Origin of the sequence: Sphingobium aromaticiconvertens (genome assembly GCF_037154075.1) — a bacterium.
Classification (GTDB): Bacteria; Pseudomonadota; Alphaproteobacteria; order Sphingomonadales; family Sphingomonadaceae; genus Sphingobium; species Sphingobium aromaticiconvertens.
The window spans coordinates 1,972,119-1,997,779 of sequence record NZ_JBANRJ010000001.1 but is presented as its reverse complement, the minus strand read 5'-3'; the positions used below and the strand labels follow the sequence as shown (position 1 = coordinate 1,997,779).

The window sequence follows — 25,661 nt, the reverse complement described above, 5'->3', positions numbered from 1 at the left end:
GTAACCCGCTTTCCGGATCAGCAGATTCGAAACCGCTCTAGTTGCCGGCGTTCCTGACTGCATCGCTCGCGGCATCACCGACATCCTTCGCCGCCGCGCCGACCTGTTCGGCCGCCCCCGTCACCGCGTTCGTCTCGCGATTTTCATTGGTGACAAGAAAGTAAGCGGCCACGCCCACGACAATCACCAGCAGCAGCAGTATCAGGGTCGTACCCCCACCTCTGCGCTTTTCGATGATTGTCGTGCTGTGGGTCGGCTGCTCCTGATCATTCGCCATGTCGACATCCTCCTCGTCTGCTTCATTGCGTCATCAATCGTTGCAGAAGGGAAATGTTCCTGATGCCGATGCGGACAGATCAGCGCGAACCCGGAAATCACGGCCTCCCCCAAGGATGTGTGATGCCATACACTTAGGGCCTTGCCCTCCCCTGCGGCCCACGCTAAAGCGCCCTCCTTCGTCGGCAAGGACCATGCGTCCGAACCGAGGCACAGGAGTGTAGCTCAGTTGGTAGAGCGTCGGTCTCCAAAACCGAATGCCGTGGGTTCGAGTCCCTCCACTCCTGCCATTATCCTGCCCCTGCCGGACTTGCTCCGATCTGGGCTAGGGACTATGGGGCTTGTGAAGAATTGGTCGCGAAGTGGCGGCCGCACCCCGGGACGCTGACAGGGCGGGACCCGGAGGGCGGACTGTTGCTTCGCGGTTTGGCGTTTGTTTTTATTGGGTTGAGCAGCGAAAAGATGGCCAAGACATCCCCTGGCGAATTCGTCAATCAGGTAAAGACGGAAGCCTCAAAGATCGTGTGGCCTTCGCGCCGCGAAACACTGATGACCGCCGTTATGGTCGTGCTGATGACGTCGCTGCTGGGCATCTTCTTCTTCGGCATCGACACTTTTTTCGGCGCGGTCGTCCGGTGGCTGCTCAGCTTCGCGGCTGGGCAAGCCTGAATATTCTGGGGAGTTTGAGACGGTAACATGGCGCGCTGGTACATAATCCACGCCTATTCGGGCTTCGAGAACAAGGTACGCGATTCGATCGTGGCCGAGGCCGAGCGCATGGGCCTGTCGCAACTCGTCGAATCAGTCGAGGTCCCGGTCGAGACCGTGACCGAGGTGCGGCGCGGCAAGAAGGTGCAGTCGGAGCGGAAATTCTTCCCCGGCTACGTCCTTGCCAAGCTGGCCATGAACGACGACGTTTATCACCTGGTGAAGAACACGCCCAAGGTAACGGGCTTCCTGGGGTCGATGGGCAAGCCGCAGGCGATCAGCGAGGCCGAAGCCGCGCGCATCCTCAACACCAAGGAGGAAGCCGCCGCCGCACCCAAGCACAAGATCAACATCGACTACGAAATCGGTGACGCGGTCAAGGTGCTGGACGGCCCCTTCGCCAGCTTCAACGGCGTGGTCGAGGAACTGGATTTCGAAAAGAACCGGGTCAAGGTGTCGGTGTCGATCTTTGGTCGCGCCACCCCGGTCGAACTGGATTTCGAACAGGTCGAACTGTCGAAGTAAATATTCTCGGGCTTCAGCCCGGAATGCATGCGGGAGGGGTTCTTCGGAAACCCGTTTGAACCGCTAAACTTGAACCGGGCGTTCCTCATGGATCGCCCAGCAATAGAGTGAGTAAAGATGGCCAAGAAGATTACGGGCTATATCAAGCTCCAGGTGCCCGCTGGAGCCGCCAACCCCTCGCCGCCGATCGGCCCTGCACTGGGTCAGCGCGGCGTGAACATCATGGAATTCTGCAAGGCGTTCAACGCGTCGACGGACAAGGTGGACAAGGGCACGCCCCTTCCCACCATCATCACCGTCTATGCCGACCGCAGCTTTTCCTTCACGACCAAGCAGCCGCCTGCAACCTTCCTCATCAAGAAGGCGATGAACCTGAAGTCGGGTTCCAAGGAGCCCGGCAAGATCGTCGCTGGCCAGATCAAGCGCTCGCAGCTCGCCGAAATCGCTCAGGCGAAGATGGCAGACCTGAACGCGAACGATATCGACGCGGCAACGAAGATCATCGAAGGCTCCGCTCGCGCGATGGGCCTCGAAGTGGTGGAGGGCTAAGATCATGGCAAAGCTGACCAAGAAAGCAAAGGCACTCGCCACCGCCGTTGATCGTGAAAAGCTGCACGGCGTCGATGACGCGCTGGCGCTGATCAAGACCCATGCGACCGCGAAGTTCGACGAAAGCGTCGAGATCGCGATCAATCTGGGCGTCGATCCCCGTCACGCCGACCAGATGGTCCGTGGCGTTGTCACCCTGCCCGCAGGCACCGGCAAGGACGTTCGCGTCGCCGTGTTCGCCCGTGGCGACAAGGCTGAAGCCGCAACCGCCGCTGGCGCCGACATCGTGGGCGCCGAGGATCTGCTCGACAGCATCCAGGCAGGCAACATCGACTTCCAGCGCGTCATCGCCACCCCTGACATGATGGGTCTGGTGGGTCGTCTGGGTAAGGTTCTGGGTCCCAAGGGCCTGATGCCGAACCCGAAGCTGGGTACCGTGACGCCGAACGTCGCCGAAGCCGTGAAGGCCGCCAAGGGTGGCCAGATCGAATTCCGCGTCGAAAAGGCAGGCATCATCCACGCCGGTCTGGGCAAGGCGAGCTTCTCGGCCGACGATCTTCGCAAGAATTTCGACGCCTTCGTCGACGCCATCGTCAAGGCGAAGCCGACCGGCTCGAAGGGCAAGTATGTCCGCAAGATCGCCCTGTCGTCCTCGATGGGTCCGGGCGTGAAGGTTGACGTCGCCGAAGTCGCCGGCGCCTGATCCCTTCATCCGAATAGAAAAAGGCCCACCCTGGCAACAGGGCGGGCCTTTTTCGTTGCCCAGGCTTGTCTCGGCCCTATTTACCGCCACACAGCATCAGCATCCGCGAGGCCAGCTCCCGCTCGCCCATGACGATGTGGGGCACGCCCAGCCCCTCCAGATGCGCGACCTCCGCATCGGAATGGGCGCGGGCAATCACCTGAATCTTGGGGTTTAGCGCACGCGCACGCTGATGGATCGCACCGCCCTCAAAACCCTCGGGCACCGCGATCAGCAGGCGTCCCGCCTGATCCACGCCCGCCGCGACCAGATAGCGGTCTTCCAGCGCGTTACCCCGCACGACCTCCAGACCGGCCTCCTCAGCCTCGTCCGCTCGGTCGCTATTCGCCTCCATCACCACCACCGCTATGTGGCGCGCCATCAGGTCACCTGCAATCAGCTTCCCTACCCGGCCATAGCCGATCAGGATGACATGACCCGCCCGCGCACTGGCGGGCATCTGTGGTTCCTGATCCACCTCATCACGCCGGTCATATCGCACGGCCATGTTGAAGAGGAACGGGTTGAGGAAGATCGAGACGATCGCCCCCGCCAATATCAGGTCGCGCCCCTCCGCAGGTAATACGCCCAGCCCCGTGCCAAGCGACGCGAGGATGAAGGAAAATTCACCGATCTGGGCGAGACTGGCGGCAATGGTCAGCGCCGTATCGCCCGGATGGCGAAAGGCGCGGACGATCAAAAACGCGGCAATCGACTTGCCCACGATGATGATCGCCACCGTCGCCAGCAGAGGCAAGGGCTGCTCCACCAGCACGCGCGGATTGAACAACATCCCCACCGATACGAAGAACAACACCGCAAAGGCATCCCGCAATGGCAACGTCTCTTCGGTCGCGCGGCGGCTGAGCGGCGTTTCGCCCAATATCATGCCCGCGAAGAAGGCACCCAGCGCAAAGGACACATCGAATGCGACCGCCGCCCCGAAAGCCACCCCCAGAGCGATCGCCAGCACCGCCAGCCGGAACAGCTCCCGCGATCCGGTATGCACCACCCAGTGAAGCGCCCAGGGGATCAGGCGGCGGCCCACGACCAGCATCAGCGCCACAAAGCCCGTCACCTTGAGCAACGTGCCCAGCAACGGCGCCAGTAACGCACCAGCCCCGCCGCCGCCGTCCGCATTGTTCATGACCCCGGCAAGCGCGGGCAGAAGCACCAGCGCCAGCACCATCACCAGATCCTCAACGATCAGCCAGCCAACCGCGATCTGCCCCCGCTTCGTATCGACCAGATCATGCCCTTGTAACGCGCGCAGCAACACGACCGTACTCGCCACCGACAGGGCCAAACCAAAGACCAGCCCGCCCATCAGCGGCCAGCCCATCCCATAGGCCAGCGCCATGCCCAGCAGCGTCGCCACCGCGATCTGCACCAGCGCGCCGGGCACGGCGATAGCCTTCACCGCCAGCAGGTCCTTGAGCGAAAAGTGCAGGCCCACACCGAACATCAGCAGGATGACGCCGATCTCCGCCAGTTCATTGGCCAGACTTGCATTGGCCACGAACCCCGGCGTGAAGGGACCGACCATGATCCCCGCGATCAGATAGCCAACCAGCGGTGACAATTTCAGCCGATGGGCGATCGCGCCCATGACGAAGGCAACGACCAGACCGGCGACGATAGTGCCGATCAGGGGGGTGTGGTGGGGCATATAGGCATTCTCTTCTTCGAACAGGGCGAAGACGCATCCATCAGGGTTCCGTTCCGTCTTGCCGGATCCGCAGCCAGCAAGACGGGTAAGAACGGAAGGCTACAGACTGCTTTCCAGCAGCCAGGCCGACATCAGGGCAACACCCCCCATCCCGGCCATGACGACAGGCATGAACCACCAGGGCGGTCGCCGTCGCGTGCTTCTTTTCCGCATGGAACACTCCTCTGCCAACGGTTCGCACACACGAGCGCGCGGACCTTTATCAACGGGGTGATCAGTGATGCGGGAGGGCGGGCGGCGCGCGTGCGTGGCGGAAGGAGGCGGGGTCAAACGGGCGTATCGAGGCCGGCACCATAGGCCACAGAGCATGAGCCGACAGCGCGACGCGCGCGATGAAAAGATAGAAGGCCGCGATCGCCACGGCATCCCCCGCGCTGCCACCCAGATCAGGCGTCAACACCTTGATCTTCACTTCAACCGGCTGACTCGCCCGCGCCTTCAGGGCCACAGTCGTCGTTGCAGGGCTGAAGGCGGACCCGATCGCCCGGCTGGCTGGCGGTCCCAGCGGCACCAGCGCAGACCAGAGCGCAACGAGGATTGTCAGCCACAGCATCGCGGCAACCGGCGTAGCGCCGTTCCCCTGCTTGCTTCTGTCGCGGCGATGCATCATGGGGACATGGTAACCCAATCCTCATTGGGCGCAAAGTCAGCCGTTTCTGGACGATAAACCGGCCCTATCGGTTGACAGTCTGAAGACATTACACTAACGGGCCACATTCCCGCGCGGGTCTGCAGGACATCTCGTCCTTGGAACTGCGTAAAGCAGATTTGAACGAGAGAAGAAAAAGCCATGTTCGCTATCGTGCGCACAGGCGGCAAGCAGTATCGCGTAGCCGCCGGAGACAAGATCGTCATTGAAAAGATCGCTGGCGAAGCTGGTGACAAGATCATGCTGGACGACGTCCTGCTGGCCGGTGAAAACGGCGATCTTAAGGACACCGCGGGCCTGACCGTTGCTGCCGAGATCATCGCGCAGGCAAAGGGCGAGAAGGTCATCGTCTTCAAGAAGCGCCGCCGCCACAATTATCGCCGCAAGAACGGCCATCGCCAGCGTCATACGATCCTGCGGATCCTCGCTGTCGGCAATGAAGAGAAGAAGGCGCCCAAGAAGGCCGCCGCCAAGACTGAAGACGCGGCGCCTGCCCCAACCGCAGCGACCGCCGAAGCCTGATAGCTTCGCACTGGATTCGAGGAGTTTAGACAATGGCACATAAGAAAGCAGGCGGTTCGTCGCGCAACGGTCGTGATTCGGCCGGGCGTCGCCTTGGCGTCAAGAAGTTCGGCGGTCAGGAAGTGATCGGCGGCAACATTATCATTCGTCAGCGCGGCACCCGCGTCTATCCCGGCCGTAATGTCGGCATGGGCAAGGACCACACGCTGTTCGCGCTCATCGAAGGCCGCGTGGTATTCCACGATGGCAAGCTCGGCCGCAAATATGTGTCGGTCGACATGATGGCGGCAGCCGCAGAATAAAGGACGATCGATGACGGATCGTCCCTAAGTGGGCGATCCGATCCATCGAAGGCCAGCCGCCTGTCGGCAGGCCCAAAGGGTTCAAGGGAAAAGGGACGCCCCCAGCCGGGAGCGTCCCTTTTTTCATATGCGCCAGGCTGATTGATTTTCTCGCTAAGCCCCTGGAACTGTTGCCTATCCCCATGCGTCACACGGGCAGGAACAATCCATAGGATCAATGTCGCCGGGCCGTCACAAAAAACGGCCATGGCAACGCTTGAGAGGAGTTATCACCATGTTCGCCAGAACCCACCGCCTGGTATTGCGGCCAGGCTGGTCCGAAGACGCCCGTGCGCTGACCGATGCGATCGGCCATGATGCCGTGCTTCGCAACCTGGCCCGCGCACCGGCCCCCTATACGCTCGTCGATGCAGAGGCTTTTCTGGGCCAGCCTCAGGACGAATCCCTGCCTCGCCTGCTGGCCTTCGCCCGCACGCTGGGCGCTCCGCGCCTGATCGGCGGCTGCGGCATCCATCGCAATGCGGACGGTGCGCTGGATCTGGGCTACTGGATCGCCCGTCCCTATTGGGGTCTGGGCTTCGCCACGGAGGCTGCTCGTGCGGTCATGGGTATCGCCAGAGCCACTGGCCTCCCTCCATTGCGCGCAAGCCATTTCGCCGATAACCCGGCGTCAGGTAATGTGCTCCGCAAGATTGGCTTCCGCTTCACCGGGCAGAGCGAACGGCGCTACAGCGTGGGCCGCCGGGCAGAAGCCGATTGCCTGCTGTTCGAGCAGGGAGAGGAGGATCGAATAGCCAATGACGCGGCCTATGAACTCTATGCCGACGCCATGCCGCAAGAGCGTCAGGCGCTCGCGGCCTAACGCCCGAAAATAAAGTCACCCGCAAATAGCAGGGAAATCGGGCGCGGCGTCAGGTCGCGCCCGATGCACGATCGAACACCCCGATCGGCGCACCGTGAAGCACGGTATCCAGGAACTTCCGAAATCCCAGCTTTTCCGCAACCCGGACTGATGCATCATTGCCATCCTCGATGATGCATCGAATCGACGGCACGGCCAGATCGACATCCGCCCAGCCAAGGATCGCGCCCATCGCCTCGCTGGCGAAGCCGCGACCCCAGGCGTCAGGACCAAGCACCCATCCAGCTTCAGGCATGCCATCCAGTTCCGGCAGGCCGCGACAGGTACTGAGTAATCCCGCCTCGCCCAGAAAGGCACCGGTACCCCGCTCCTCCAATACCCACATGCCAAAGCCCAGCAACGACCACATGCCCGCATAGCGCAGGATGCGGAACCAGACGGCCTGACTCTCCTGCACCGCGCCACCAATATGGCGGACAACCTTGGCATCACCCCACAGGGCGCAACAGGTGTCGAAATCGGATGACCGATGCGGACGCAGCAGCAGGCGTTCCGTGTACAGGACAGGCGGTAAGGGAATTGATGGCGGGGGAACGGGCGGTTCGCTCATCGCCTGATAAGAGGTCAGCGCCCTCGCCCGGTCAAGCCGTGATGGCGGTACCTTTGCCCGCGCCCGGCATGCGAGCCGCAGCATAGTCACTCTCATAACGGGCGATCAGATGCCGGTCATCCTCATTCCATGGATGAAAACCCGGCAGGAAATAGGCGCACCACGCGCGCAGAATCGATCGCACGATACCCGGCCGAACGAAGGCATAGGCCAGCAGGCCACGCCAAGCCTGCATCCCCGTAACGCCGTCCTGCCGCAGCAGCTCGATCATCCCGCGCGCCCGATGACGGAGGAAATGCCGGGTGACGATCAGCATCATCAGCGACTTGAGCCGCCAGCGTCTGAAACGACTCCAGCCACTCGTGGCATGCAGCCATGTGTCATAGGCCACGCCCTTATGCTCGATCTCCTCGATCGCATGCCAGCGCCACAGCCCTGCAGCCTCCGGATCCGCGCCGTCCAGATGGCGCGGGTCGCGCAACAACTGATGAGCAAGGATCGCGGTAAAATGCTCCAGCGCCATCGTCGCGGCCAGACTGACGATCGGTGTCCGCGCCCGTGCAAGGTCGAGCAGCCGCGTCACATCCCCGTCCAGCAGGGTCACGTCATAGCCCTGCTCCATCACCTGCCGGTTGAAGGCCAGATGTTCGCGGCTATGCACCACTTCCTGCTTTATGAAGGCTGCAATCTCGGTAGCCAGCCGAGGAGGCGCACCGTCCCGAAACGCCCGCACGCTCTCGATGAAATAGGCCTCTCCACGGGGAAAGGTAATCGATAGCGCGTTGAAGAAGGCGGTCGCGACCGGATCGCCCCCTACCCAGTGCCGGTCTGTGCCGCTACGGCTAAACCGGCGGTCGCGCGGCGTGATGGAAAGATCGTCGGGCGTCTGCATTGCAACAAGCCTCATTATTGCGTTACTTACATAATTGTTAATAAGGTTTACTTACATCAATGTCAATAAAGCGCACACGCCTCAGCCCCGACGAGAGCCGGTCCGCCGCGCTGGAAGCAGCCCGCGCATTGCTGATCGAGACCGGACCACAAGCCGTCACGCTCAAGGCCGTGGCCGCGCGCGTCGGGCGTACCCACGCCAATCTGCTCCACCATTTCGGGTCCGCATCCGGCCTTCAAAAAGCGCTGGCCGCCTATCTGGCCGAAGGGATCACCGCCACGATCGGCCAAGCGGTGGAGGCCGCCCGCCGGGGTGAGGTAGCCCCACGCGCGATCGTCGACCTGACTTTCGACGCGTTCGATCGCGATGGCGCAGGGGCGCTCGCTAGCTGGATGCTGCTGTCGGGGAATGAAGATGCGCTCGATCCGGTAGTGGAGGCGATCCATGCGCTGGTCGACCAACTGGTCGCCACCGCCCTCTCCCCCGGCCTTGCAGAAACGATCCGCGACAACACGCTGATGCTCGTCCTGCTGGCATTGGGCGATTCGCAGATGGGCGCGCCGATGGCCGCCGCACTCGCCGTGCCGCGGGAAAGAGCGCGTGAAATGGCCGCGCGCAGTCTGACGGCATCCCTGATCGCGGAACTTTCCATCAAGGGTCAGGGGCAGGCAGTCACCACGAAGGTTTAATTTCCCCGCATATGCGGCTATGGGCCGCCCATGCATTTCCTCGATCAAGCAAAAGTCTTCCTTAAATCCGGCTGGGGCGGCCCCGGCGCGGTCAGTTTTCGTCGTGAAAAATATGAGGAATATGGCGGCCCGGACGGCGGCAACGGCGGCAAGGGCGGCGACATCATCTTTGAAGCCGTTCCCGGCCTCAACACCCTCATCGACTTCCGCTATACCCAACATTTCAAGGCGCAGCGTGGCACACCCGGCATGGGCAAGAACCGCTATGGCGCGGGCGGCGCGGATATGGTCATCAAGGTGCCGGTCGGCACACAGATATTGTCCGACCCTCAGCCCATAGACGGCACCGAGGATGAAGACGGCATCCCAGACTATGAGGATCAGGAAATCCTCGCCGATTTCACCGAAGTCGGACAGCGCATGGTGTTCCTGCGCGGCGGCGATGGTGGCCGGGGCAACATGTCCTACAAGACCAGCACCAATCGCGCCCCGCGTCAGCATGGCACCGGCTGGCCGGGCGAGGAACGCTGGGTCTGGCTGCGGCTGAAGCTGCTCGCTGACGTTGGCCTGGTCGGCATGCCGAATGCGGGCAAGTCGACGCTCATCAACCAGATCACGAATACAAAGGCGAAGGTGGGCGCCTATGCCTTCACCACTACCAAGCCGCAGCTTGGCGTGGTCCTGCACAAGAACCGCGAATTCGTGCTGGCCGACATTCCCGGCCTGATCGCAGGGGCCGCCGAGGGCGTAGGCATTGGCGATCGCTTCCTGGGGCATATCGAGCGCTGCCGCGTGCTGCTGCATCTGATCGATGCGACCGGTGACGATCCGGTCGACGCCTGGCGCATCGTTCAGGACGAACTGGCCGCCTATGGCGAAGGGCTGGATGAAAAACCGCAAATCGTGGCGCTCAACAAGGGTGACCTGCTGGGCCAGGAACTGATGGAAGACATCGCCGCACAGTTGCGTGAAGCGGGTGCGGAGGACATCTACATCATCTCCGGCGCGACCGGCGCGGGCATGGAACGCCTGCTCGACACGATCATCCCGATTCTGGGCGAAGCCAAGGCAGCGGAAAAGGGGGAGGCGGACGGCGAAGACGGCGAATCCACCTGGTCCCCGATCTGATTATTTTCGAGCTATTATAGGCCGGTTCATTTTAGAATCGTCATGCCGGATGACGATGTTTGGACATATATTCCCGTGACCCACCCCCTGCCCGGATTCCCGCCGCCCCAGATCCGCCGACTGGTCATCAAGATCGGCTCCGCCCTGCTCGTCGATCCGGCGGGTCAGGTGCGGGAGGACTGGTTGCGCACGTTGGTCGCCGACATCGCCGCGCGCAAGGCGGCGGGGCAGCAGATCATCATCGTGTCGTCCGGCGCGATTGCGCTGGGCGCGCGCCGCCTGAACCTGCCCAAGGGCGGACGCGGCAGTCTGGAGGATGCGCAGGCGGCCGCCGCGACCGGCCAGATCGCCCTGTCGCAATGCTGGGCCAGCCTGCTCCATGCGCAGGGCATCACCGCCGCGCAAATGCTGGTGACGCTCGACGACCTTGAGCATCGCCGCCGTTACCTCAACGCCTCGGCCACGCTCGACCGGTTGATGGCGCTCGACGTCGTGCCGGTGGTGAATGAGAATGACAGCGTTGCGACGGCGGAAATCCGTTTCGGCGACAATGACCGGCTGGCCGCCCGTATCGGGCAGGCCGCTCGGGCTGACGCAGTGGTGCTGCTGTCCGACGTGGACGGGCTTTACAGTGCCAACCCGCACGTCGATGCGAACGCGATGTTCATCGAGAGGATCGAGACAATCGACGCGCGCATCATGGCGATGGCAGACGGCGGATCAGCCTCCGGCATGGGGTCGGGCGGCATGACGTCTAAGATCGAGGCGGCGAAGATCGCCACCGGCGCGGGCACCCACCTCGCCATCATTTCGGGCAAGATCGACGCGCCGCTTTCCCACTGGGAACAGGGTGGACGCGGCTCCATCTTCCTTGCCGCCCCGGTCAGGCGCGCGCGCAAGGGCTGGCTGGCCGGACGGCTCACCGTGCGCGGCCGCATCACCGTGGACGCGGGCGCCGAACGCGCGTTGAGCAAAGGCAACAGCCTTCTTCCCGCTGGCGTCGCGCAGGTGGATGGTGTCTTTGCGCGGGGCGATGTGGTCGACATCCTCGCCCCTGATGGCCGCGTGATAGCGCGCGGCCTTTCCGAATATGACAGCACTGATGCAGCCAAGATCGCGGGCCGCCGCAGCGAGGATATTGCCGCCCTGCTCGGCACCATGCCCCGCTCCGTGCTGGTCCATCGCGATCATATGGCGCTGGTCTGAACCCATGACGATGAACATTGCAATGACAGGCGCGACGGGTTTCGTCGGCGCCGAAACCCTCGACCGCGCGCTTGGTGCTGGCCACAGCGTCAAGGCGCTGGCCCGCACCGCCCAGCCGCCCCGCGCAAAGCTCAAATGGGTCCACGGATCGCTGGAACAACCCAAGGCGCTCGACAAGATGATGCGCGATGCCGATGCGGTGATCCACATCGCGGGCGTCGTCAACGCGCCCGATCGCGCGGGATTCGAAGCTGGCAATGCATTGGGCACCGTCGCCGTCATCGACGCGATGCGACGGCAGGGCGTGCGCCGCCTGATCCACGTCTCCTCCCTCGCCGCGCGGGAGCCGGACCTGTCCGATTATGGCTGGTCGAAGGAATTGGCCGAACGCCATGTGAAGGCCAGCGGCCTCGACTGGACGATCGTGCGCCCGCCCGCCATCTACGGCCCCGGCGACCGCGAGATGCTGGACCTGTTCCGTATGGCCAAACGCGGCATCATGCTATTGCCACCCGGCGGCCGCCTGTCGGTGATCGAGGTGAGCGACCTCGCTCGCCTGCTGTTGATGCTGACAGGAGAACGCGAAAAGAGCCTGACCCAACTTTACGAAGTCGACGACGGCACGCAGGGCGGCTGGGACCATCAGGATTTCGGCCACGCCCTTGGCCGCGCCGTCGGCCGCTCGTCGGTCCGCACCTATGCGACGCCCCCATGGCTCCTCAACGCCGCAGCCCGCGCCGACAGCCTGCTGCGCGGCCGCAAAGCCAAGCTGACCCCCGACCGCGTCCGCTACTTCTGCCACCCCGACTGGATATCCGCGCCGACGTTGAAGGTGCCCGCGAGCCTGTGGACGCCGCAGGTGACAACCGATGCTGGGTTGAAGGCAACAGCGGAAGCGTATCGCGCCAAGGGTTGGTTGTAGGGCGGAACGACTTGAAGCGACCAGCCTAGCTGAAAGTCAGCTTGGGCTGATCGACACATTTAGATAGCTCGTGCGTCGCGCAGTAATGACCCACCAAGCCAGTGATGCAATAAAAAGAGCCATTACGATCAGCAACCCATAAGCGCCGCCAAGGCGCAAGATCGACCCTGCCATCATGTGGATCGGGCCAGTAATAAGTCGCAATATGCTCCCGACTACTGGAATCAGGGTTAAACTTGTTAGCCATAAGTTGGAGGTGAGAAGTAGGGCAATTCCGCCAGTGGTTAACGTGGCGAGGCGCGCTCCGCTGTGCCGCGTCTTACTTTCCTCAGGCAGGCAGCTTAGTCCGATCAAAGTAGCCAGCAGCATAGTTAAAACTGCTAACGGCCCATTGATGTAGACAATGCCAAGGGCGAAATTCGCAGCCCCAAAATTGCCAAACGCAAATAGAAACGGAAATGCTGCTATGTAGGTCAGGAGGATGAACAAAGATGCCCAAGGTTGGGCACCAACAATGCGCGATTGTTTCGAAGTCAAAATGACAAGGTAAATGCCGACACCGATTATGACCGGTAGACGTAGATAGATAGCGAGAACCAAGGCCACTGCACCACATGCCCCTCCGACATGCGCGCATCCAGTGGCACGGACCAGTGGAGGGAGTAAATAGGGGAATAGCACACTAAATATCGACAGCCCGGCGAGGGCAATAAGCCAGCGAATTGTAAATCTGCGTGTCATTATGATTCCCCCATAGGCTCACGCCTAAAGGTGGAGGATAAATATTGGCCTACACGGCAGAGTTAAAAGACATTAGGTGCGTTCAAAGCGGCCCGCCCCAGACCAAGCATAGCGGTCTCTCCTGGAGCCGAAGTTGGCCCATCCCCTTACCACTCATACGCCTTGGGCAGCGCCCCCGGCACAGGCGTCGCATAGCGATCGCGCAGCTTCGTCTGCCGGTTGTCGAGTGGCTGTTGCACCCCGTCGATCCACACCGCGACCGGGGCGGATTCCATTTCCAGCGGATCGCCGTCCCATATCACAACATCGCCTGCCTTGCCGGCCTTGAGCGATCCGATCCGGTCGCCCAGCCCCATCGCTTCGGCGGGCGCGGAGGTGATGGTCCGCAGCGCCTGCCCCCAGCTAAGGCCGGTCGCGCCCGGCACTTTGTTCAGCGCCACCATATTGCCCGCCTGTTGGGTAGCGAGGCGCAGTTGCAGCCCCTCGTCCCGATCCATCAGGCCCATCGACACGGGCACGCCCGCCTTTACCATCCGCCCGACATTGCTTTGCGTCGCCGCCAGTTTCTCGAAGCTCGACGGCAAGTCATCCAGCCCGCCCGCGATCACAGGCACCTTGGCGGCGGCGATCTGGGCAGCGACCATCCAGCCCTCGGTAGCGCCCGCCAGGATCAGGCGCAGCGCCGGAAAGTCCTTTTTCAGCGCCAGCACGGACAGGATGTCGCGCCCCGATTCCACATGAACCATCAGCGGCATCTGACCGTTCACGACCGGACCCAATGCCTGCGCATCGGCGCGCATCAACAACGCATCCTTCGACCGCCCGTCATAGCTGGCGGGCGCACGCGCATAGTCCTGCGCCTCGCGTAGCATCGCTTTGAACAGCAGATAGGCGGCCGGGCGGCTCCCCCCCGCCTTGCTCGCGCCATCCTCGCCCATCTCGACAAACTGGAAGGCGCGCGCCTTTGTGATCGGGTTCATATCCGCGCCCAGATCAACGATGGCGCCCTGCCCCGCAAAGATATTGCCCGAGGCCGCAGGCACCACCACCGCCCGCGTCACACCCGCCGTGCGACTGATCGCCACGGGATTGGCGAGCGGATTGATCGCAGGTTCAATGTCGATCGCCGCTGAGAAGGGCGACTTGGACGCCGACGAATCGTTCGTCTCCGTGACGCCGGGCACCTCGACCAGCCCAACGCGCGAGAAGCCGGAGACAAGGCCCGGCGTCACCCATTTTCCGCTCGCGTCGATCGTCTTGGCACCGGCTGGCACGGCAACGCCCGGACCCGCTGCGACCACCTTGCCAGCGGCGATGACGACGGTGCCATTCCGCACCGGCTCCGATCCGTCGCCGATCGCCAACGTGGCGCCGGTGATGGCAATGGTTTGGGAAAAGGCCGGAACCCAGAGCATCATGCTCAAAGCCCCAAGGGCCGTTCGTGTCGAGCGCAGTCGAGATACCTTCGTGCATAGGCTTCTCGACTTCGCTCGAAGCGAACGGGGGGTGAGAATGGGGGCGTTGAGAACAATCCTCATTTCACGTCTCCCGCGCCGATCTGGCCCAGTTCAAAATCGCTGACGGGCCGCCGCCTGGGATCATTGGCGTCGTAGAGCAGTGCGCCGTCGATCCACACTTTTTCGGGCCGGGTGTAGGTGCTGAAGGGATTGCCGTTCCACAGGACGACATCAGCCATCTTGCCGACCTTCAGGCTGCCGGTCTGTTCGGCTATACCCATGGCCCTGGCGGGATTGATCGCCAGCCATGTCCAGGCGATCTCGTCGAGAATGTTGATGCCCATGCGGCGGCCCGCGCCAATCGCTTTGGCTGCCTCCTGATTCAACCGCTGAATGCCGTTCTCATCATCGCTATGGACTATCGCGCAAGCGCCCGCATTATGGACCAGCGGCAGGTTTTCCTTGATCCCGTCATAGGCTTCCATTTTGAAACCATACCAGTCGCCCCACATCGCCGAACAAATGCCGTTTTCTTTCAGCAGGTCGGCGATTTTGTAGCTTTCGACGGCATGATGGAACGCCGTGACCTTATAGCCGAACCCCTTGCCCATATCGATCACATTGGCCATCTCGTCCGCGCGATAGCAGTGATTGTGGACGAGAATCTTGCCCTCCAGCACGTCGGCCAGAGTCTCAAGCCCCAGATCGCGGGTCTGCGGCTGCGCGGCGGCGCGCTTCTTCTGATATTCCCGCGCCTTGATCCAGGTTTGACGGTTGACCGCCATATTGCCCATGCGAGTGGCTGGCTCCCGGTTCCTGGCACCATAGACGCGCTTGGGGTTTTCGCCGCAGGCCATCTTCAGGCTGGAGGGCGCGCCGGGGAACTTCATCCCCTGCATCGTGCGCGCGGGCACATTCTTCAACGTCACGCCGCGCCCGCCAAACAGGTTCGCCGAACCGGGTAAAATCTGGAGCGACGTCACCCCGCCATTGGCCAGCGCCCGGCCAAAGCCCGCATCCTGCGGCCAGATCGAATGTTCGGCCCATACATGGGCGGTGACGGGTGCGGTCGCCTCATTCCCGTCCGACAGCGCGGCGACGCTGGGTGAGGGATAGTCGCCAAGATGGCTGTGAATGTCGATGACGCCGGGCGTCACGAACTTGCCAGTGCCGTCGAATATCGCGATGTCAGCGGGGATCGGCGTATCCGGCCCTCCCACCGACACGATCTTGCCACCCGACAGAAAGACTATGCCATTGTCGATCCGACCGCCCTCACCGTCGAAGATGGTCGCGCCGCGAATGGCCGTCGCGACACCGGGATAGGGCTGGTAAGTCGAAGGATAGGGGTTTTCCGGTTCCGCCGACGGATTGCTTCTGGGCGCATCCTCATTCTTCTTCGCCGCCATTGTGCCGCTGGCACAGGCCACCAGCGCAATGGCCAACGCGATCGAACGGCCCTTCATGCGATATTCCCCTTTTTATCATTGTCCTGATGGTCGGCTGAACCAATCGTGTCGAGGTGCATCAGCCGCTTTATGAACGGCGAAACCAGCAGCACGACCACCCCGATCGCCACCGCAAACCAGCCGATCCGGCTGTAGATGTCCAATACCTGACTAACCCCCGCCCCTTCGCCACCGCCGGTCGCCCGCGCGATCAGGCCCGCGATGAAATTGCCCGCCGCCATCGCCAGAAACCATGTGCCCATGATCAGGCCCACCATGCTGGCGACCGATAGCCGCGTCATCGCCGACAGCCCGACGGGGGAGAAGCACAGCTCCGCCATCGTGTGCAGCAGGTAGATGAGGAAGACGAAGATCACCGGCGTCAGATTCTCGCCCGCCGCCGCAGCGCCCCCCACCAGCACCAGAAATCCCGCGCCGCACAGCATCAGCCCCACGCCGAACTTGGCCGGAGAGGATGGCTCCAGCCGCCGCTTGTCGAGAAAAGTCCACAGCACGGCGAACAGCGGCGCGAGCAGGATGATGAAGACCGAATTGACCGACTGAAAGAGTGAAGCCGGCACCTCCACCCCCAACATGCTCCGATCGACATTGCGGTCCGTGAAGATATTGAGCGACGATCCTGTCTGCTCGAACAGCCCCCAGAAGAGCGGATTGAGCGCGATCAGGAACAGCGCTGCCAGTATCCGGTCGCGATCGACCTTCGGCAGCGTGAACACCGCCCTGAACAGGATATAGACCAGCGTGATGCCAGAGAAGGCCAATAGCGCAAAGCCCAGCAATTCGGCATAGCGGATGAGGCCCCAGACCGCGATCACCCCCAGCACCGCGCCCAGATAAATCATCCATTCCTGCGACACTCCTGCGGCGACGGGACGACGCAACTGTTCGGGCACGGGCGGCTCGCCCTGCCCCAGCAGCCAGGGCTTGCACAGCACGAACACGACCAGCCCCAGCAGCATCCCCACGCCCGCCGCGCCAAAGCCCCAGGACCAGCCCACCGTCTCGCCCAGCAGGCCGCAGACGATCGGCCCCAGCATCCCTCCCATGTTGATCCCCATGTAGAAGATCGAGAAGGCCGGATCGCGGCGCGCATCGTCGCGCGGGTAGAGTTCCCCCACGAGTACCGAAATATTGGCCTTCAGGAAGCCGGTGCCGATGATGATCGACGCCAGCGCCAAATAGAAGCCATTGAGGAAAAAACCGTCCTGCCCGCCCGGCCCTTCCGTGACCGCGATCAGGAAATGGCCGATGGCGATGAATACGCCCCCCGCCAGCACCGCCTTACGCGCGCCCAGGAAGCGGTCGGCCAGATAACCGCCAATGACCGGCGTGATATAGACCAGCGACGTATAGGCGCCGTAGAGCAGATAGGCGCGATCCTCTGCGAACAGGAAATGTTTGGTGAGGTAGAAAATCAGGATCGCGCGCATCCCGTAATAGGAAAAACGCTCCCACATCTCTGCGAAAAACAACAGGAACAGGCCGCGTGGATGGCCAAGCCAGGTCTTTGCCGATTCGGCCGCGATACGGGACGACATCTGCTGCGGGGTTGCCATCTGGGCGGTGTCTCGCATCATGCTGGAGGGCGCCGGACGGCAACCATCTATGGGGAATGGGGCTAGCCTAAAGGAAATTGCGCATCTGTCAAAAAGCACGGTCGCTCTTGCGTCGGGGCCATGTCAGCGCCATCTGGATCACGATGTTCAACGACGCCTCCACCCCGCTCACCCTGCTATCCACCCGCCGTTCGGGCAAGCCGCGCGACCTTGTTGCACCCGGCCCGGATGACGGCCAGCTACACGCCATGCTGGAAATCGCTCTACGCACGCCCGATCATGGCAAGCTCGCGCCCTGGCGCTTCGTCATCGTCGCTGACGATCAGCGCGCCGCGCTCGCCGAACTGCTGGAACGCGCCTATCGCGCTGAAAAGCCAGATGCGGGTCGGTTGGAAATCGATTCCATGCACCAGTTCGCTCATCAAGCGCCGACGCTGGTGGTGGCCCTGTCCAGTCCCGTGCCGGGCAGCAAGATTCCGGCCTGGGAGCAGGAATTGTCGGCCGGCGCAGCGATCATGAACCTGCTGCACGCAGTCCATGCAACGGGCTTTGCAGGCGGATGGCTCACCGGATGGCCCAGCTATAATGCGACAGTCCGCGATGCCTTCGGATCGGCGGAGGAACGCATCGCCGGATTCGTCTTCATCGGCACACCGTCTCGCTCACTGGAGGAGCGTCCTCGACCAGATTATAACGCACGTGTATCGAATTGGGTAATATAGTTGCAAAAACTGCATCTGATTTTGCAATCGCCGAACTTGACGTGCCGCGCTGTATTATGGCACTGATGCACTAATGGTCGATGATCCCAAGCCCGTCTATCTTCGCCTGCGCGAAGTGATTGCAGCGTCCATATTGGATGGCGATTTTCGCGATGGCGACCTCCTCCCCTCCGTCCGCGCCTTTGCCGCCCAGCAGGGTGCCAATCCGCTGACCGTGGCGAAAGCCTATCAAAGTTTTCAGGATGACGGATTAGTGACGGTGAAACGCGGCGTCGGCATGTTCGTCGCCGATGGTGCGACCCGCCGCCTGCGCGAGTATGAGCGGACCCGCTTCATGGAAACGGTCTGGCCGCCAGTGGTCGCCCAGATGCAGCGCCTTGGCATCGACCTTGACGAACTGGCAGCAAACATACCCGCCTGAATTTTCTTAATGACTACGCCCTGCGGCTGCATAGGCCTCAACCAGATGCGCCCGGATAGCCGGATCGCCCGGTGCCATCGCCACCGCTTTTTCAAGCAGATCGACGGCAGCCGCGCTTTTATCTTCGCTGCGGGTCAATACCCGGCCATAAATGTCCGCCGTCAGGGGATTTCCCGGTAACAACCGATAGGCATGGGCCGCAAAGGCACGCGCCTTCGCCATGTCCCCCAATTCCATCGCCGTCCGCGCCAGCCCCACCATCAACAGCGCGTCATTGTCGCCGCTCTGGGTCCGCACCGCGTCCAGCAAACGTCGTGCATTCCGCCAATCCCCCGCCTCCAGATAGGCGCTTGCCGCCAGCCGTTGCGCCTCCAGGCTCGTCGGATTCTGTGCCAGATAGCGCGCCACGATCTGCGCTGCCCGCATCGGATCGCCTGCTCGCTGCCAAGCCGCCGCCAGCCGCAGCACGATAGTTTGCGAGAAACGGATGCGAGCCGCTGCCTCATAGGCTTTCGCTGCCTCCGCATTGCGCCCCGCTCGGCCAAGTGCATCACCGTAGAGCATATGGGCATCGGGCGCGCCGGGATTCATCCGGCTGAGAAGATGTGCGCGATCCACCGCCTGCACCAACTGCCCGGCATTCATCAGCGCCCGGATATAGGGAATATTGTCGCCAGCAGTACCACTATTGGCAGGAGGCCCCGCCCCCAACAACCCCGCATCACCCGGATAAGCGAAGGCGACAGCGGCAGGTCGTACCGGCCACGCCGCGCGCGCCAGCATATCAGCCGCCATGACACGATCGCCCAACCCTTCCTGCACTCGCGCGGCCAGCGTCAGCACATAGGGATCGGCATCCCCCTGGACAACCAGCGGCGCCAACAGCGTAGCGGCAGAGGCCAGATCGCCTGCCCCCATCTGCGCCCGCGCCAGCAACAGCCTGGCCCGTTGGTTCTCCGGCTGGACCCCCAGCAGGGGCGTCAGGCTGTCGATCGCCAGAAGCGCGTTGCCATCGCGCAAATGCAGGACGCCGCGCAGCAGCATCGTCGCAGGCTCCCCGTCCAGCGCGCCATGCGTCCGGCCCAGCAAAGTCCGCGCCAGATCATCCTTTCCCGCGCGCGCCGCCATAATCGCCTGCATCATCCAGGCACGGGCATTATCCGGCTCCAGCGCCAATATCCGGCGGGTGACGCTCAACATCCGGCTCGCCTCGCCCATGTCGGCCAGGGTCGCCGCATAGGCGGTCAGAGTCGGTACCGTATCGGGACTGGCCTTCAACGCCTTCTCGAACCAGGGCAATGCGGCCGCCAGCCCATATTGGCTGCGCGTCATTTCGCCCCGGAACGTCAGCGTCTTCACCGATCCGGGCGCCAGTGCCACCGCTCGGTCCGCGGACGCGATCGCTCCAGCCTCATCGCCCAGCGCCAGCCGGTAGCGACCGATATCGACCCACAATTCCGCATCCTTGGGTGAAAGGCCAACCGCCCGCTCAAAGGCCGCGCGCGCCGCCTGTGCGTCGCCCTGTGCCATATGAGCACGACCAACCATACGCGCCGCCATGGCGGCATCCTCGGGCGCCATGTCACTTGCGCCACCCTCGATCAGCGCGGCGCCATTCTCGCCGCGCAACAGCAAGGCCTGCGCCATCAGCGCGCGGGTTGCGGGCAGCGGTGCGCCCAGCGTGCGGGCGCGTTCGACCGCCTCCTGCGCGCCTGCGCCATCACCCAGTTCAATCAGCGCGCGTGCCTGCGCCAGCCGCACCGATGCGGATCGCGGCTCGGCCCTGACGGCGTTCAGCAGTTCGACCCGCGCCGTTCGCGCATCGCCCTTGTCCAGCGCCGCAACGCCCCGTTCATAGGCCGCCGCGCCGTCATGCGCGGCTGCATAGCGTTGCCACGCCGCCGCGAGCGCGAGCAGCATCAGGGCAATACCCAGAAACAGGAACAGCCGCCCCCGGGACATGGTCATCCCTGCAACTCATATTGCTTCATCAAATCATAAAGCGTGGGACGGCTGATCCCCAGGATGCGCGCCGCACCGGATATATTGCCCTGCGTCCGGGCAATGGCGCGGCGAATGGCGCGGCGATCGGCCATTTCGCGCGCAGCCTTCAGGTTGATAACGTCGCTGCTCTCGCTCTCCGCCATGTCAAGGTCCAGATCGGCGGCTGTCACCAGCTTGCCATCGGCCATGATGACGGCGCGCTTCATGCGGTTTTCCAGTTCGCGCACATTACCGGGCCAGTTCCAGGCGTCGAGCGCCGCGAGCGCATCGGGCGCCAGCCCCCTGACCTGCGGGTTCATCTCCCGCGCGTACCGGGTCAGGAAATGGCGGGCCAGCAGCGCCGGGTCACCAGGCCGATCCTTCAGCAGCGGAATGCGAATGACGATTTCCGCGAGGCGATAGAAGAGGTCTTCGCGAAAGCTGCCCGCCGCGATCATGCTCTCCAGATTCTGGTGGGTGGCGCACACGATCCGCGTGTCGACCGCGATCGGCTGCCGCCCGCCGACTCGCTCGATCACCCGCTCCTGTAGAAAGCGCAGCAGCTTGACCTGCAACGGCAGCGGGATGTCCCCCACTTCGTCCAGAAACAGGGTGCCGCCCTGGGCCAGTTCGATCTTGCCGGGCGTGGTGCGGATCGCCCCGGTGAAGGCGCCCTTTTCATGCCCGAACAGTTCGGATTCCAGCAATGTTTCAGGGATCGCTGCACAGTTGATCGCGACGAACGCCCCCTCCCGCCGGGGGCTGGCGTCATGCAGCCCGCATGCCAGCAATTCCTTGCCGGTGCCGCTCGCGCCCAGCAGCATCACCGACACCTGCGCACTCGCCACGCGCTCGATTGTGCGCGCCACCTTCAGCATCTCGGGCGCGACTGTAATCATCCGACCCAGCACGCGCCCATCCTCCGGCGCGGCCTCGGCCAATCGTGCATTGGCGCGCTCCAGTTCATGAACGTGGAAGGCACGGCGAACGATCAGCCCCAATTCGTCGATGTCGACAGGCTTCTGGTAAAAATCATAGGCGCCCCCGGCAATCGCGCCCAGCGCGCTTTCCCGCGCACCATGGCCCGATGCGACGATCACCTTTGTATCGGGCTTGATCTTCAATATGTCCGCCAGCGTGGCAAAGCCCTCGCTGGTGCCATCGGGATCTGGCGGCAGGCCCAGGTCCAGCGTGACGACATCGGGCGCCTCTGCCCGCAGCATGTCGATCGCCTCCTGCCGGTCCCCCGCGATGAACAACTGATAATCCTCATAAGCCCAGCGCAATTGCCGCTGAAGCCCCGGATCATCTTCCACGATCAACAGCTTGGGTCGCAAATCCATCAGGCAGCCTTCCCGGTCGTCATCTGTGCAGGCTCCGCCAGCGGCAGGATCAGTGTGAATCTGCTACCCGCGCCCGGCCGGCTCTCCACCTCGATCCGCCCGCCCATCGCCTCGGCCAGGGTCCGCGCCTCGAACGCACCGATGCCGAAACCGCCTGCCTTGCTGGAGTAAAAGGGTTTGAACAGCTCCCGCCGGACAAATTCAGCCGTCATGCCGCACCCCTGGTCGATCACCGAAATCCGCGCACGGCCCTCGCCCGATCCCAATTCCAGCCGCACCGGCTTGTCTGACGCGCTCGCCTCGATCGCGTTCTGGACCAGGTGGGCAAGAATCTGTTCGACCCGCGCCGGGTCTGCCAGTGCGGGCGGCGCTTCGCCTGTCACATCGACCGGGTGTTGGCGCACGCGCCCTTGCCCGATCCTCCGGGCAATCTCGCCCAGATCGACGGCACGCGGCTCTTCCGCCCGCGCCTTGTTATGCTGCGACAAACGCGCGAGCAGATCGTTCATCTTGCCTACCGATTCCTGTAAGGTCAGCACCATGTCGGCGCGGAAGTCGGGATTGTCGGCATGGCGTTGGGCATTACGCGCCAGCAGCGAAAGCTGGCTCACCAGATTTTTGACGTCGTGGATGATGAAGGCGAAGCGGCGGTTGAACTCATCGAACCGCTGTGCGTCGTCCAGTGCCTGCTGGCCCTGCGCCTCGCTGATATAGGTTGCCACCTGCCGCCCGGCGGCGCGCAGCATGTCAAAATCCTCCCAGTCCAGACGTCGGTCGAGTGGCGGCCGCGTCAACAGGATCGCGCCGATCAGCCGGTTGAAATGCAACAGCGGCACCAGCGCCCAGATTTGCTGGTCCTGCGTCATCCATTCGGGCATCGGCACCTTTGCCTCACCCTGACGCACGCGATCGACATCGACGATCCAGTCGGCCCGCTCCAGCCCCGCCACCACGTCACGATCCAGTCCGGTAACATCGGCCGTGGCCCCCGGCCAGTTCCAGTGCGTCTCCACCATCAGCCGCCCGCCCTCGTCGCGCAACAGCAACATGCCCGCAGGCGATTCGGTAATGTCCGCCACGGCCTTGACCGCCCGCACGCCCAACGGCGGTGCGGACTCACCGGGACGGCCAATCGTGTCGCCAAAGCGCAGCCATTCCAGCCGATAATCATAGCGATGCTGAAAGAAATGCTTGGCGACCAGCACCTTCAATCGCGCCCGGAAATGGGGCGATGGCAGCAGCAACAGCGCCATCAGCGCCATCAGGAACAGAGCACCGATCTCCACCAGCCTTGCGTGCGGCCCGGCGATCAGTTCGACCATCGCGACCACTGCCGCCAGCACCATGACATACAGGCCCACCGCAACGATAGAGAGCGAGCGGAAGGTGGCGGCCCGCGACAGGCGCAGCCGTCCAGCGTCGCCCCGCTGCAGACCCAGTGCGATGATCGGCGCCAGCATCGCCATCATCACCCCGCGCAACGCATAAAGCTCATCCGCACGATCCATCGACGCATAGGCGATGGCGTAAAGGTTGAGGTCATAGGTCCACATTGCTGCCAGCGCCCCCATCAGCAGGGCGATACGCGCGCGACCGGCTGGCGCAGCAGAACTGTAGAGATTGTGCGCCAGCATCAGCCCGCCGATCGCGGTCATCATGCGCAGCACCAGCGATACACGCACCAGCAGGTGATGCATGTCACTTAACGAGGACATTTGTCGCCAGACGAGGTCAATGAAGCACTGCGCCGCCAGCAGTCCGCCAATCACGACATAAACGGCGCAAATCGCCAGCATCTCGCCCCGCCGCCGACCTTCGCGCTGACTTTCATTCCGCCGCAGGATCACGAACATCAACAGCAGCCAACCAGCGTTACGCCCGCTTTCGACCAGCCCCGAAAGCGGTCGCACCACCCCGCCAAAGGAGATATAGAGCGCCCAGCAGGCGGTCAGCAGCAGCGCCGCCGTCAGCAACGCATGTTCGGGCGTCCCATCACGACCGCGCAGGCTGAATATGCCCAGCGCCGCAAACAGCGCCGCCGCCAGCGCATGGCCACCATCGCCAATGAATTGCAGCAGGGCGCCCATCCGCTCTGCCTCAGCGTGCGCCGTCGGGCCAAAGAACGACCCGGACCGTCTGTATCAGGATCAGAAGGTCAAGGAACGGCGTGTAGTTCTTGGCGTAATAAAGGTCATATTCCAGCTTGTTACGGCTATCCTCAATCGATGCGCCATAGGGATAGTTGATCTGCGCCCAGCCTGTGATGCCCGGCTTCACCATATGCCGTTCGGCATAATAACGCAGATGCTGTTCCAGATCCTCGACGAACTGGCGCCGTTCGGGACGCGGGCCGACGAAGCTCATCTCGCCCTTCAGCACCGTCCAGGTCTGGGGCAATTCGTCGATCCGTAACTTTCGAAGCCAATAGCCAAGACGCGTGATCCGGGGGTCATCCAGTTCCGCCCAGACCGCCTGCCCCGCCACTTCGGCATCCTGACGCATGGTCCGTAGCTTGACGATCCAGAACTCCTGCCCGAACAGGCCGACGCGTTGCTGGCGATAGAAAGCCGGTCCCTTGCTGTCGAGCTTCACCGCGATCGCGGCCAGCAGGATGATCGGGCCAGTCAACGCCAGCAGCAGCATGCTCGCCGCTATGTCGAACAGGCGCTTGGCAATGGTCGACAGGCGACGCCCGGCGGAAAAACCGTCGGAGAAGATCAGCCAACTGGGATTGACGCTGTCGAGGTCAACGCGCCCCGTCTCCCGCTCCAGAAAGGTCGAAATTTCGTTGACATGGACGCCGGTGGTCTTGATCCGTAACAGGTCACCAAGCGGCAAGGCGTTGCGGCGCTCTTCCAGCGCCAGCACCACTTCGCTCGCGCCCAGCTTTACGACGAAGTCTGCCAGATTGTAGATGGCGCTGCGGTTGATCGCTTCGGCCACCAGCTGCGGTCCGTCGTTCATGGCGATATAGCCGACCACCAGGAACCCGGCGCCCCGGCGCTGTTCCAGGTCGCGGATACGGTTGGCCCGGTCGCCCGCGCCCAATATGATCAGGCGACGCTTGAACGCCTCTCCGCCCAGCATGGAGCCCAGCAACAGGCGCACCAGCACCAGCAGCACGACGGCGAGGCCCATGGCGTAGAGCGAGTTCGATCGCCACAATGTCATGCCGGGCAGGATGAAATGCATGACCGACAGGAATATCACGCCCAGCGAAATCGCGACCAGCAGCCGCGCAAACGCGAAGCGGATAGACTGCAACGCTTCGGTCCCATAAACACCAACGGCGATCATGCCGGTCTGTAACGCAAGGGCAAAACTCAGCAGCGGGCCGGTGCGATTGAGGATATAATCGACCTCCATACCAATCTGGCGCGCGCGCAATATCCAGCCGCCCTCCGCCGCCGCCGCCAGCAGGAAGAAATCCAGCAGGCCGAGCAGCAGCACGGCATGGGGAACATAATGTTTGAACAGCCTGATCATCGTGCGCCTGGTCCTGCCAGCCCGCGGGAGGATGCGGACCCTGTCTGTCGGATTTTGCTTTACACGTGGGTGTAAGCATTTCCGACAGGGCCGTCACAATGACCGGAAAAGACAAATAAATTCTGAAGACGCCTTTGGCGTAGGAGCATCGCGATTACGCGAAAAGAAAAGA

At 62.9% G+C, this 25,661-nt stretch carries 26 protein-coding genes and 1 tRNA gene; 14 read left to right on the top strand and 13 right to left on the bottom strand.

Annotated elements, in window-relative coordinates; genetic code table 11:
- Positions 1 to 37: 37 nt before the first annotated feature.
- The gene (locus WFR25_RS09500; RefSeq protein ID WP_336970447.1) at positions 38 to 277 is read right to left on the bottom strand and encodes a hypothetical protein; all 240 of its coding nucleotides are present in this window, start codon (positions 275 to 277) and stop codon (positions 38 to 40) included.
- A 213-nt stretch (positions 278 to 490) separates the two neighbouring features.
- On the opposite strand from WFR25_RS09500, the gene WFR25_RS09495 reads away from it, so the two are divergent.
- From WFR25_RS09495 to rplA, 5 genes are all read left to right on the top strand, one after another.
- Positions 491 to 566, top strand: a tRNA-Trp gene (locus WFR25_RS09495).
- A gap of 172 nt (positions 567 to 738) precedes the next feature.
- Positions 739 to 945 (top strand): preprotein translocase subunit SecE, encoded by a 207-nt coding sequence (gene secE / locus WFR25_RS09490; protein WP_336970445.1) that lies wholly within the window; start codon positions 739 to 741, stop codon positions 943 to 945.
- Positions 946 to 972: 27 nt separating this feature from the next.
- Positions 973 to 1,509 carry a transcription termination/antitermination protein NusG gene (nusG, locus tag WFR25_RS09485; RefSeq protein WP_336970444.1) on the top strand — a complete coding sequence of 179 codons (537 nt, stop codon included), beginning with the start codon at positions 973 to 975 and terminating at the stop codon, positions 1,507 to 1,509.
- A gap of 117 nt (positions 1,510 to 1,626) precedes the next feature.
- Complete coding sequence (rplK, locus tag WFR25_RS09480; RefSeq protein ID WP_336970442.1) at positions 1,627 to 2,058, top strand: 50S ribosomal protein L11; 432 nt, start codon at positions 1,627 to 1,629, stop codon at positions 2,056 to 2,058.
- A gap of 4 nt (positions 2,059 to 2,062) precedes the next feature.
- The gene (gene rplA / locus WFR25_RS09475) at positions 2,063 to 2,761 is read left to right on the top strand and encodes a 50S ribosomal protein L1 (RefSeq protein WP_336970441.1); all 699 of its coding nucleotides are present in this window, start codon (positions 2,063 to 2,065) and stop codon (positions 2,759 to 2,761) included.
- Between the two features lie 76 nt (positions 2,762 to 2,837).
- On the opposite strand, the gene ybaL is transcribed toward rplA, so the two are convergent.
- Positions 2,838 to 4,469, bottom strand: a complete 1,632-nt coding sequence (gene ybaL / locus WFR25_RS09470; protein ID WP_336970439.1) for a YbaL family putative K(+) efflux transporter — start codon at positions 4,467 to 4,469, stop codon at positions 2,838 to 2,840.
- Between the two features lie 274 nt (positions 4,470 to 4,743).
- Positions 4,744 to 5,139, bottom strand: a complete 396-nt coding sequence (locus WFR25_RS09465) for a hypothetical protein (RefSeq protein ID WP_336970437.1) — start codon at positions 5,137 to 5,139, stop codon at positions 4,744 to 4,746.
- Positions 5,140 to 5,319: 180 nt separating this feature from the next.
- Here WFR25_RS09465 and rplU point away from each other — a divergent pair, with 180 nt between their 5' ends.
- The 3 genes from rplU to WFR25_RS09450 all read left to right on the top strand — a co-directional run bounded on the left by rplU (position 5,320) and on the right by WFR25_RS09450 (position 6,864).
- Entirely contained in the window at positions 5,320 to 5,700 is a 381-nt protein-coding gene (gene rplU, locus WFR25_RS09460; protein ID WP_336970435.1) for a 50S ribosomal protein L21, read from the top strand.
- A 32-nt stretch (positions 5,701 to 5,732) separates the two neighbouring features.
- On the top strand, positions 5,733 to 6,002 hold the full coding sequence (gene rpmA, locus WFR25_RS09455; RefSeq protein WP_336970433.1) for a 50S ribosomal protein L27: 270 nt from the start codon (positions 5,733 to 5,735) through the stop codon (positions 6,000 to 6,002).
- Positions 6,003 to 6,276: 274 nt separating this feature from the next.
- Positions 6,277 to 6,864 (top strand): GNAT family N-acetyltransferase, encoded by a 588-nt coding sequence (locus WFR25_RS09450; protein ID WP_336970431.1) that lies wholly within the window; start codon positions 6,277 to 6,279, stop codon positions 6,862 to 6,864.
- A gap of 49 nt (positions 6,865 to 6,913) precedes the next feature.
- Here the strand turns inward: WFR25_RS09450 and WFR25_RS09445 are convergent, their stop codons facing one another.
- Both WFR25_RS09445 and WFR25_RS09440 read right to left on the bottom strand, forming a co-directional pair.
- Positions 6,914 to 7,474, bottom strand: a complete 561-nt coding sequence (locus WFR25_RS09445; protein ID WP_419723199.1) for a GNAT family N-acetyltransferase — start codon at positions 7,472 to 7,474, stop codon at positions 6,914 to 6,916.
- 31 nt (positions 7,475 to 7,505) lie between these two features.
- Positions 7,506 to 8,366, bottom strand: a complete 861-nt coding sequence (locus WFR25_RS09440; protein ID WP_336970429.1) for a metal-dependent hydrolase — start codon at positions 8,364 to 8,366, stop codon at positions 7,506 to 7,508.
- 59 nt (positions 8,367 to 8,425) lie between these two features.
- On the opposite strand from WFR25_RS09440, the gene WFR25_RS09435 reads away from it, so the two are divergent.
- From WFR25_RS09435 to WFR25_RS09420, 4 genes are all read left to right on the top strand, one after another.
- Positions 8,426 to 9,055: a TetR/AcrR family transcriptional regulator gene (locus WFR25_RS09435; protein WP_336970427.1), complete on the top strand. Its 630-nt coding sequence runs from the start codon at positions 8,426 to 8,428 to the stop codon at positions 9,053 to 9,055.
- A gap of 30 nt (positions 9,056 to 9,085) precedes the next feature.
- A complete protein-coding gene (gene obgE / locus WFR25_RS09430) occupies positions 9,086 to 10,183 on the top strand; it encodes a GTPase ObgE (protein ID WP_336970426.1) in 1,098 nt (365 codons plus the stop codon).
- 75 nt (positions 10,184 to 10,258) lie between these two features.
- Positions 10,259 to 11,389 carry a glutamate 5-kinase gene (gene proB, locus WFR25_RS09425; protein WP_336970424.1) on the top strand — a complete coding sequence of 377 codons (1,131 nt, stop codon included), beginning with the start codon at positions 10,259 to 10,261 and terminating at the stop codon, positions 11,387 to 11,389.
- A 4-nt stretch (positions 11,390 to 11,393) separates the two neighbouring features.
- Entirely contained in the window at positions 11,394 to 12,311 is a 918-nt protein-coding gene (locus WFR25_RS09420; protein WP_336970422.1) for an NAD-dependent epimerase/dehydratase family protein, read from the top strand.
- A 36-nt stretch (positions 12,312 to 12,347) separates the two neighbouring features.
- Here WFR25_RS09420 and WFR25_RS09415 read toward each other — a convergent pair whose 3' ends face one another.
- The 4 genes from WFR25_RS09415 to WFR25_RS09400 form a co-directional block, all read right to left on the bottom strand.
- Complete coding sequence (locus tag WFR25_RS09415) at positions 12,348 to 13,052, bottom strand: hypothetical protein (protein ID WP_336970420.1); 705 nt, start codon at positions 13,050 to 13,052, stop codon at positions 12,348 to 12,350.
- Positions 13,053 to 13,198: 146 nt separating this feature from the next.
- Complete coding sequence (locus WFR25_RS09410) at positions 13,199 to 14,470, bottom strand: amidohydrolase family protein (RefSeq protein ID WP_336970418.1); 1,272 nt, start codon at positions 14,468 to 14,470, stop codon at positions 13,199 to 13,201.
- A 116-nt stretch (positions 14,471 to 14,586) separates the two neighbouring features.
- The gene (locus WFR25_RS09405; RefSeq protein ID WP_336970416.1) at positions 14,587 to 15,975 is read right to left on the bottom strand and encodes an amidohydrolase; all 1,389 of its coding nucleotides are present in this window, start codon (positions 15,973 to 15,975) and stop codon (positions 14,587 to 14,589) included.
- Positions 15,972 to 17,555, bottom strand: coding sequence for a peptide MFS transporter (locus WFR25_RS09400; protein WP_419723154.1), 1,584 nt, complete (start codon positions 17,553 to 17,555; stop codon positions 15,972 to 15,974). The genes WFR25_RS09405 and WFR25_RS09400 overlap by 4 nt, the downstream gene beginning before the upstream one ends.
- A 122-nt stretch (positions 17,556 to 17,677) precedes the next feature.
- Here WFR25_RS09400 and WFR25_RS09395 point away from each other — a divergent pair, with 122 nt between their 5' ends.
- Positions 17,678 to 18,256: a nitroreductase family protein gene (locus WFR25_RS09395; protein WP_336974812.1), complete on the top strand. Its 579-nt coding sequence runs from the start codon at positions 17,678 to 17,680 to the stop codon at positions 18,254 to 18,256.
- Positions 18,257 to 18,329: 73 nt separating this feature from the next.
- Positions 18,330 to 18,677, top strand: a complete 348-nt coding sequence (locus WFR25_RS09390) for a GntR family transcriptional regulator (RefSeq protein WP_336970414.1) — start codon at positions 18,330 to 18,332, stop codon at positions 18,675 to 18,677.
- A gap of 6 nt (positions 18,678 to 18,683) precedes the next feature.
- Here the strand turns inward: WFR25_RS09390 and WFR25_RS09385 are convergent, their stop codons facing one another.
- The 4 genes from WFR25_RS09385 to WFR25_RS09370 are packed head-to-tail and all read right to left on the bottom strand — an operon-like array spanning position 18,684 to position 25,489.
- Positions 18,684 to 20,645, bottom strand: coding sequence for a tetratricopeptide repeat protein (locus WFR25_RS09385; RefSeq protein ID WP_336970412.1), 1,962 nt, complete (start codon positions 20,643 to 20,645; stop codon positions 18,684 to 18,686).
- Positions 20,642 to 22,006 carry a PEP-CTERM-box response regulator transcription factor gene (prsR, locus tag WFR25_RS09380; protein WP_336974809.1) on the bottom strand — a complete coding sequence of 455 codons (1,365 nt, stop codon included), beginning with the start codon at positions 22,004 to 22,006 and terminating at the stop codon, positions 20,642 to 20,644. The genes WFR25_RS09385 and prsR overlap by 4 nt, the downstream gene beginning before the upstream one ends.
- Positions 22,003 to 24,090: an XrtA/PEP-CTERM system histidine kinase PrsK gene (prsK, locus tag WFR25_RS09375; protein ID WP_336970410.1), complete on the bottom strand. Its 2,088-nt coding sequence runs from the start codon at positions 24,088 to 24,090 to the stop codon at positions 22,003 to 22,005. Before prsK ends, prsR begins: the two co-directional genes overlap by 4 nt.
- 10 nt (positions 24,091 to 24,100) lie before the next feature.
- The gene (locus WFR25_RS09370) at positions 24,101 to 25,489 is read right to left on the bottom strand and encodes a TIGR03013 family XrtA/PEP-CTERM system glycosyltransferase (RefSeq protein ID WP_336970408.1); all 1,389 of its coding nucleotides are present in this window, start codon (positions 25,487 to 25,489) and stop codon (positions 24,101 to 24,103) included.
- Positions 25,490 to 25,661: the final 172 nt, after the last annotated feature.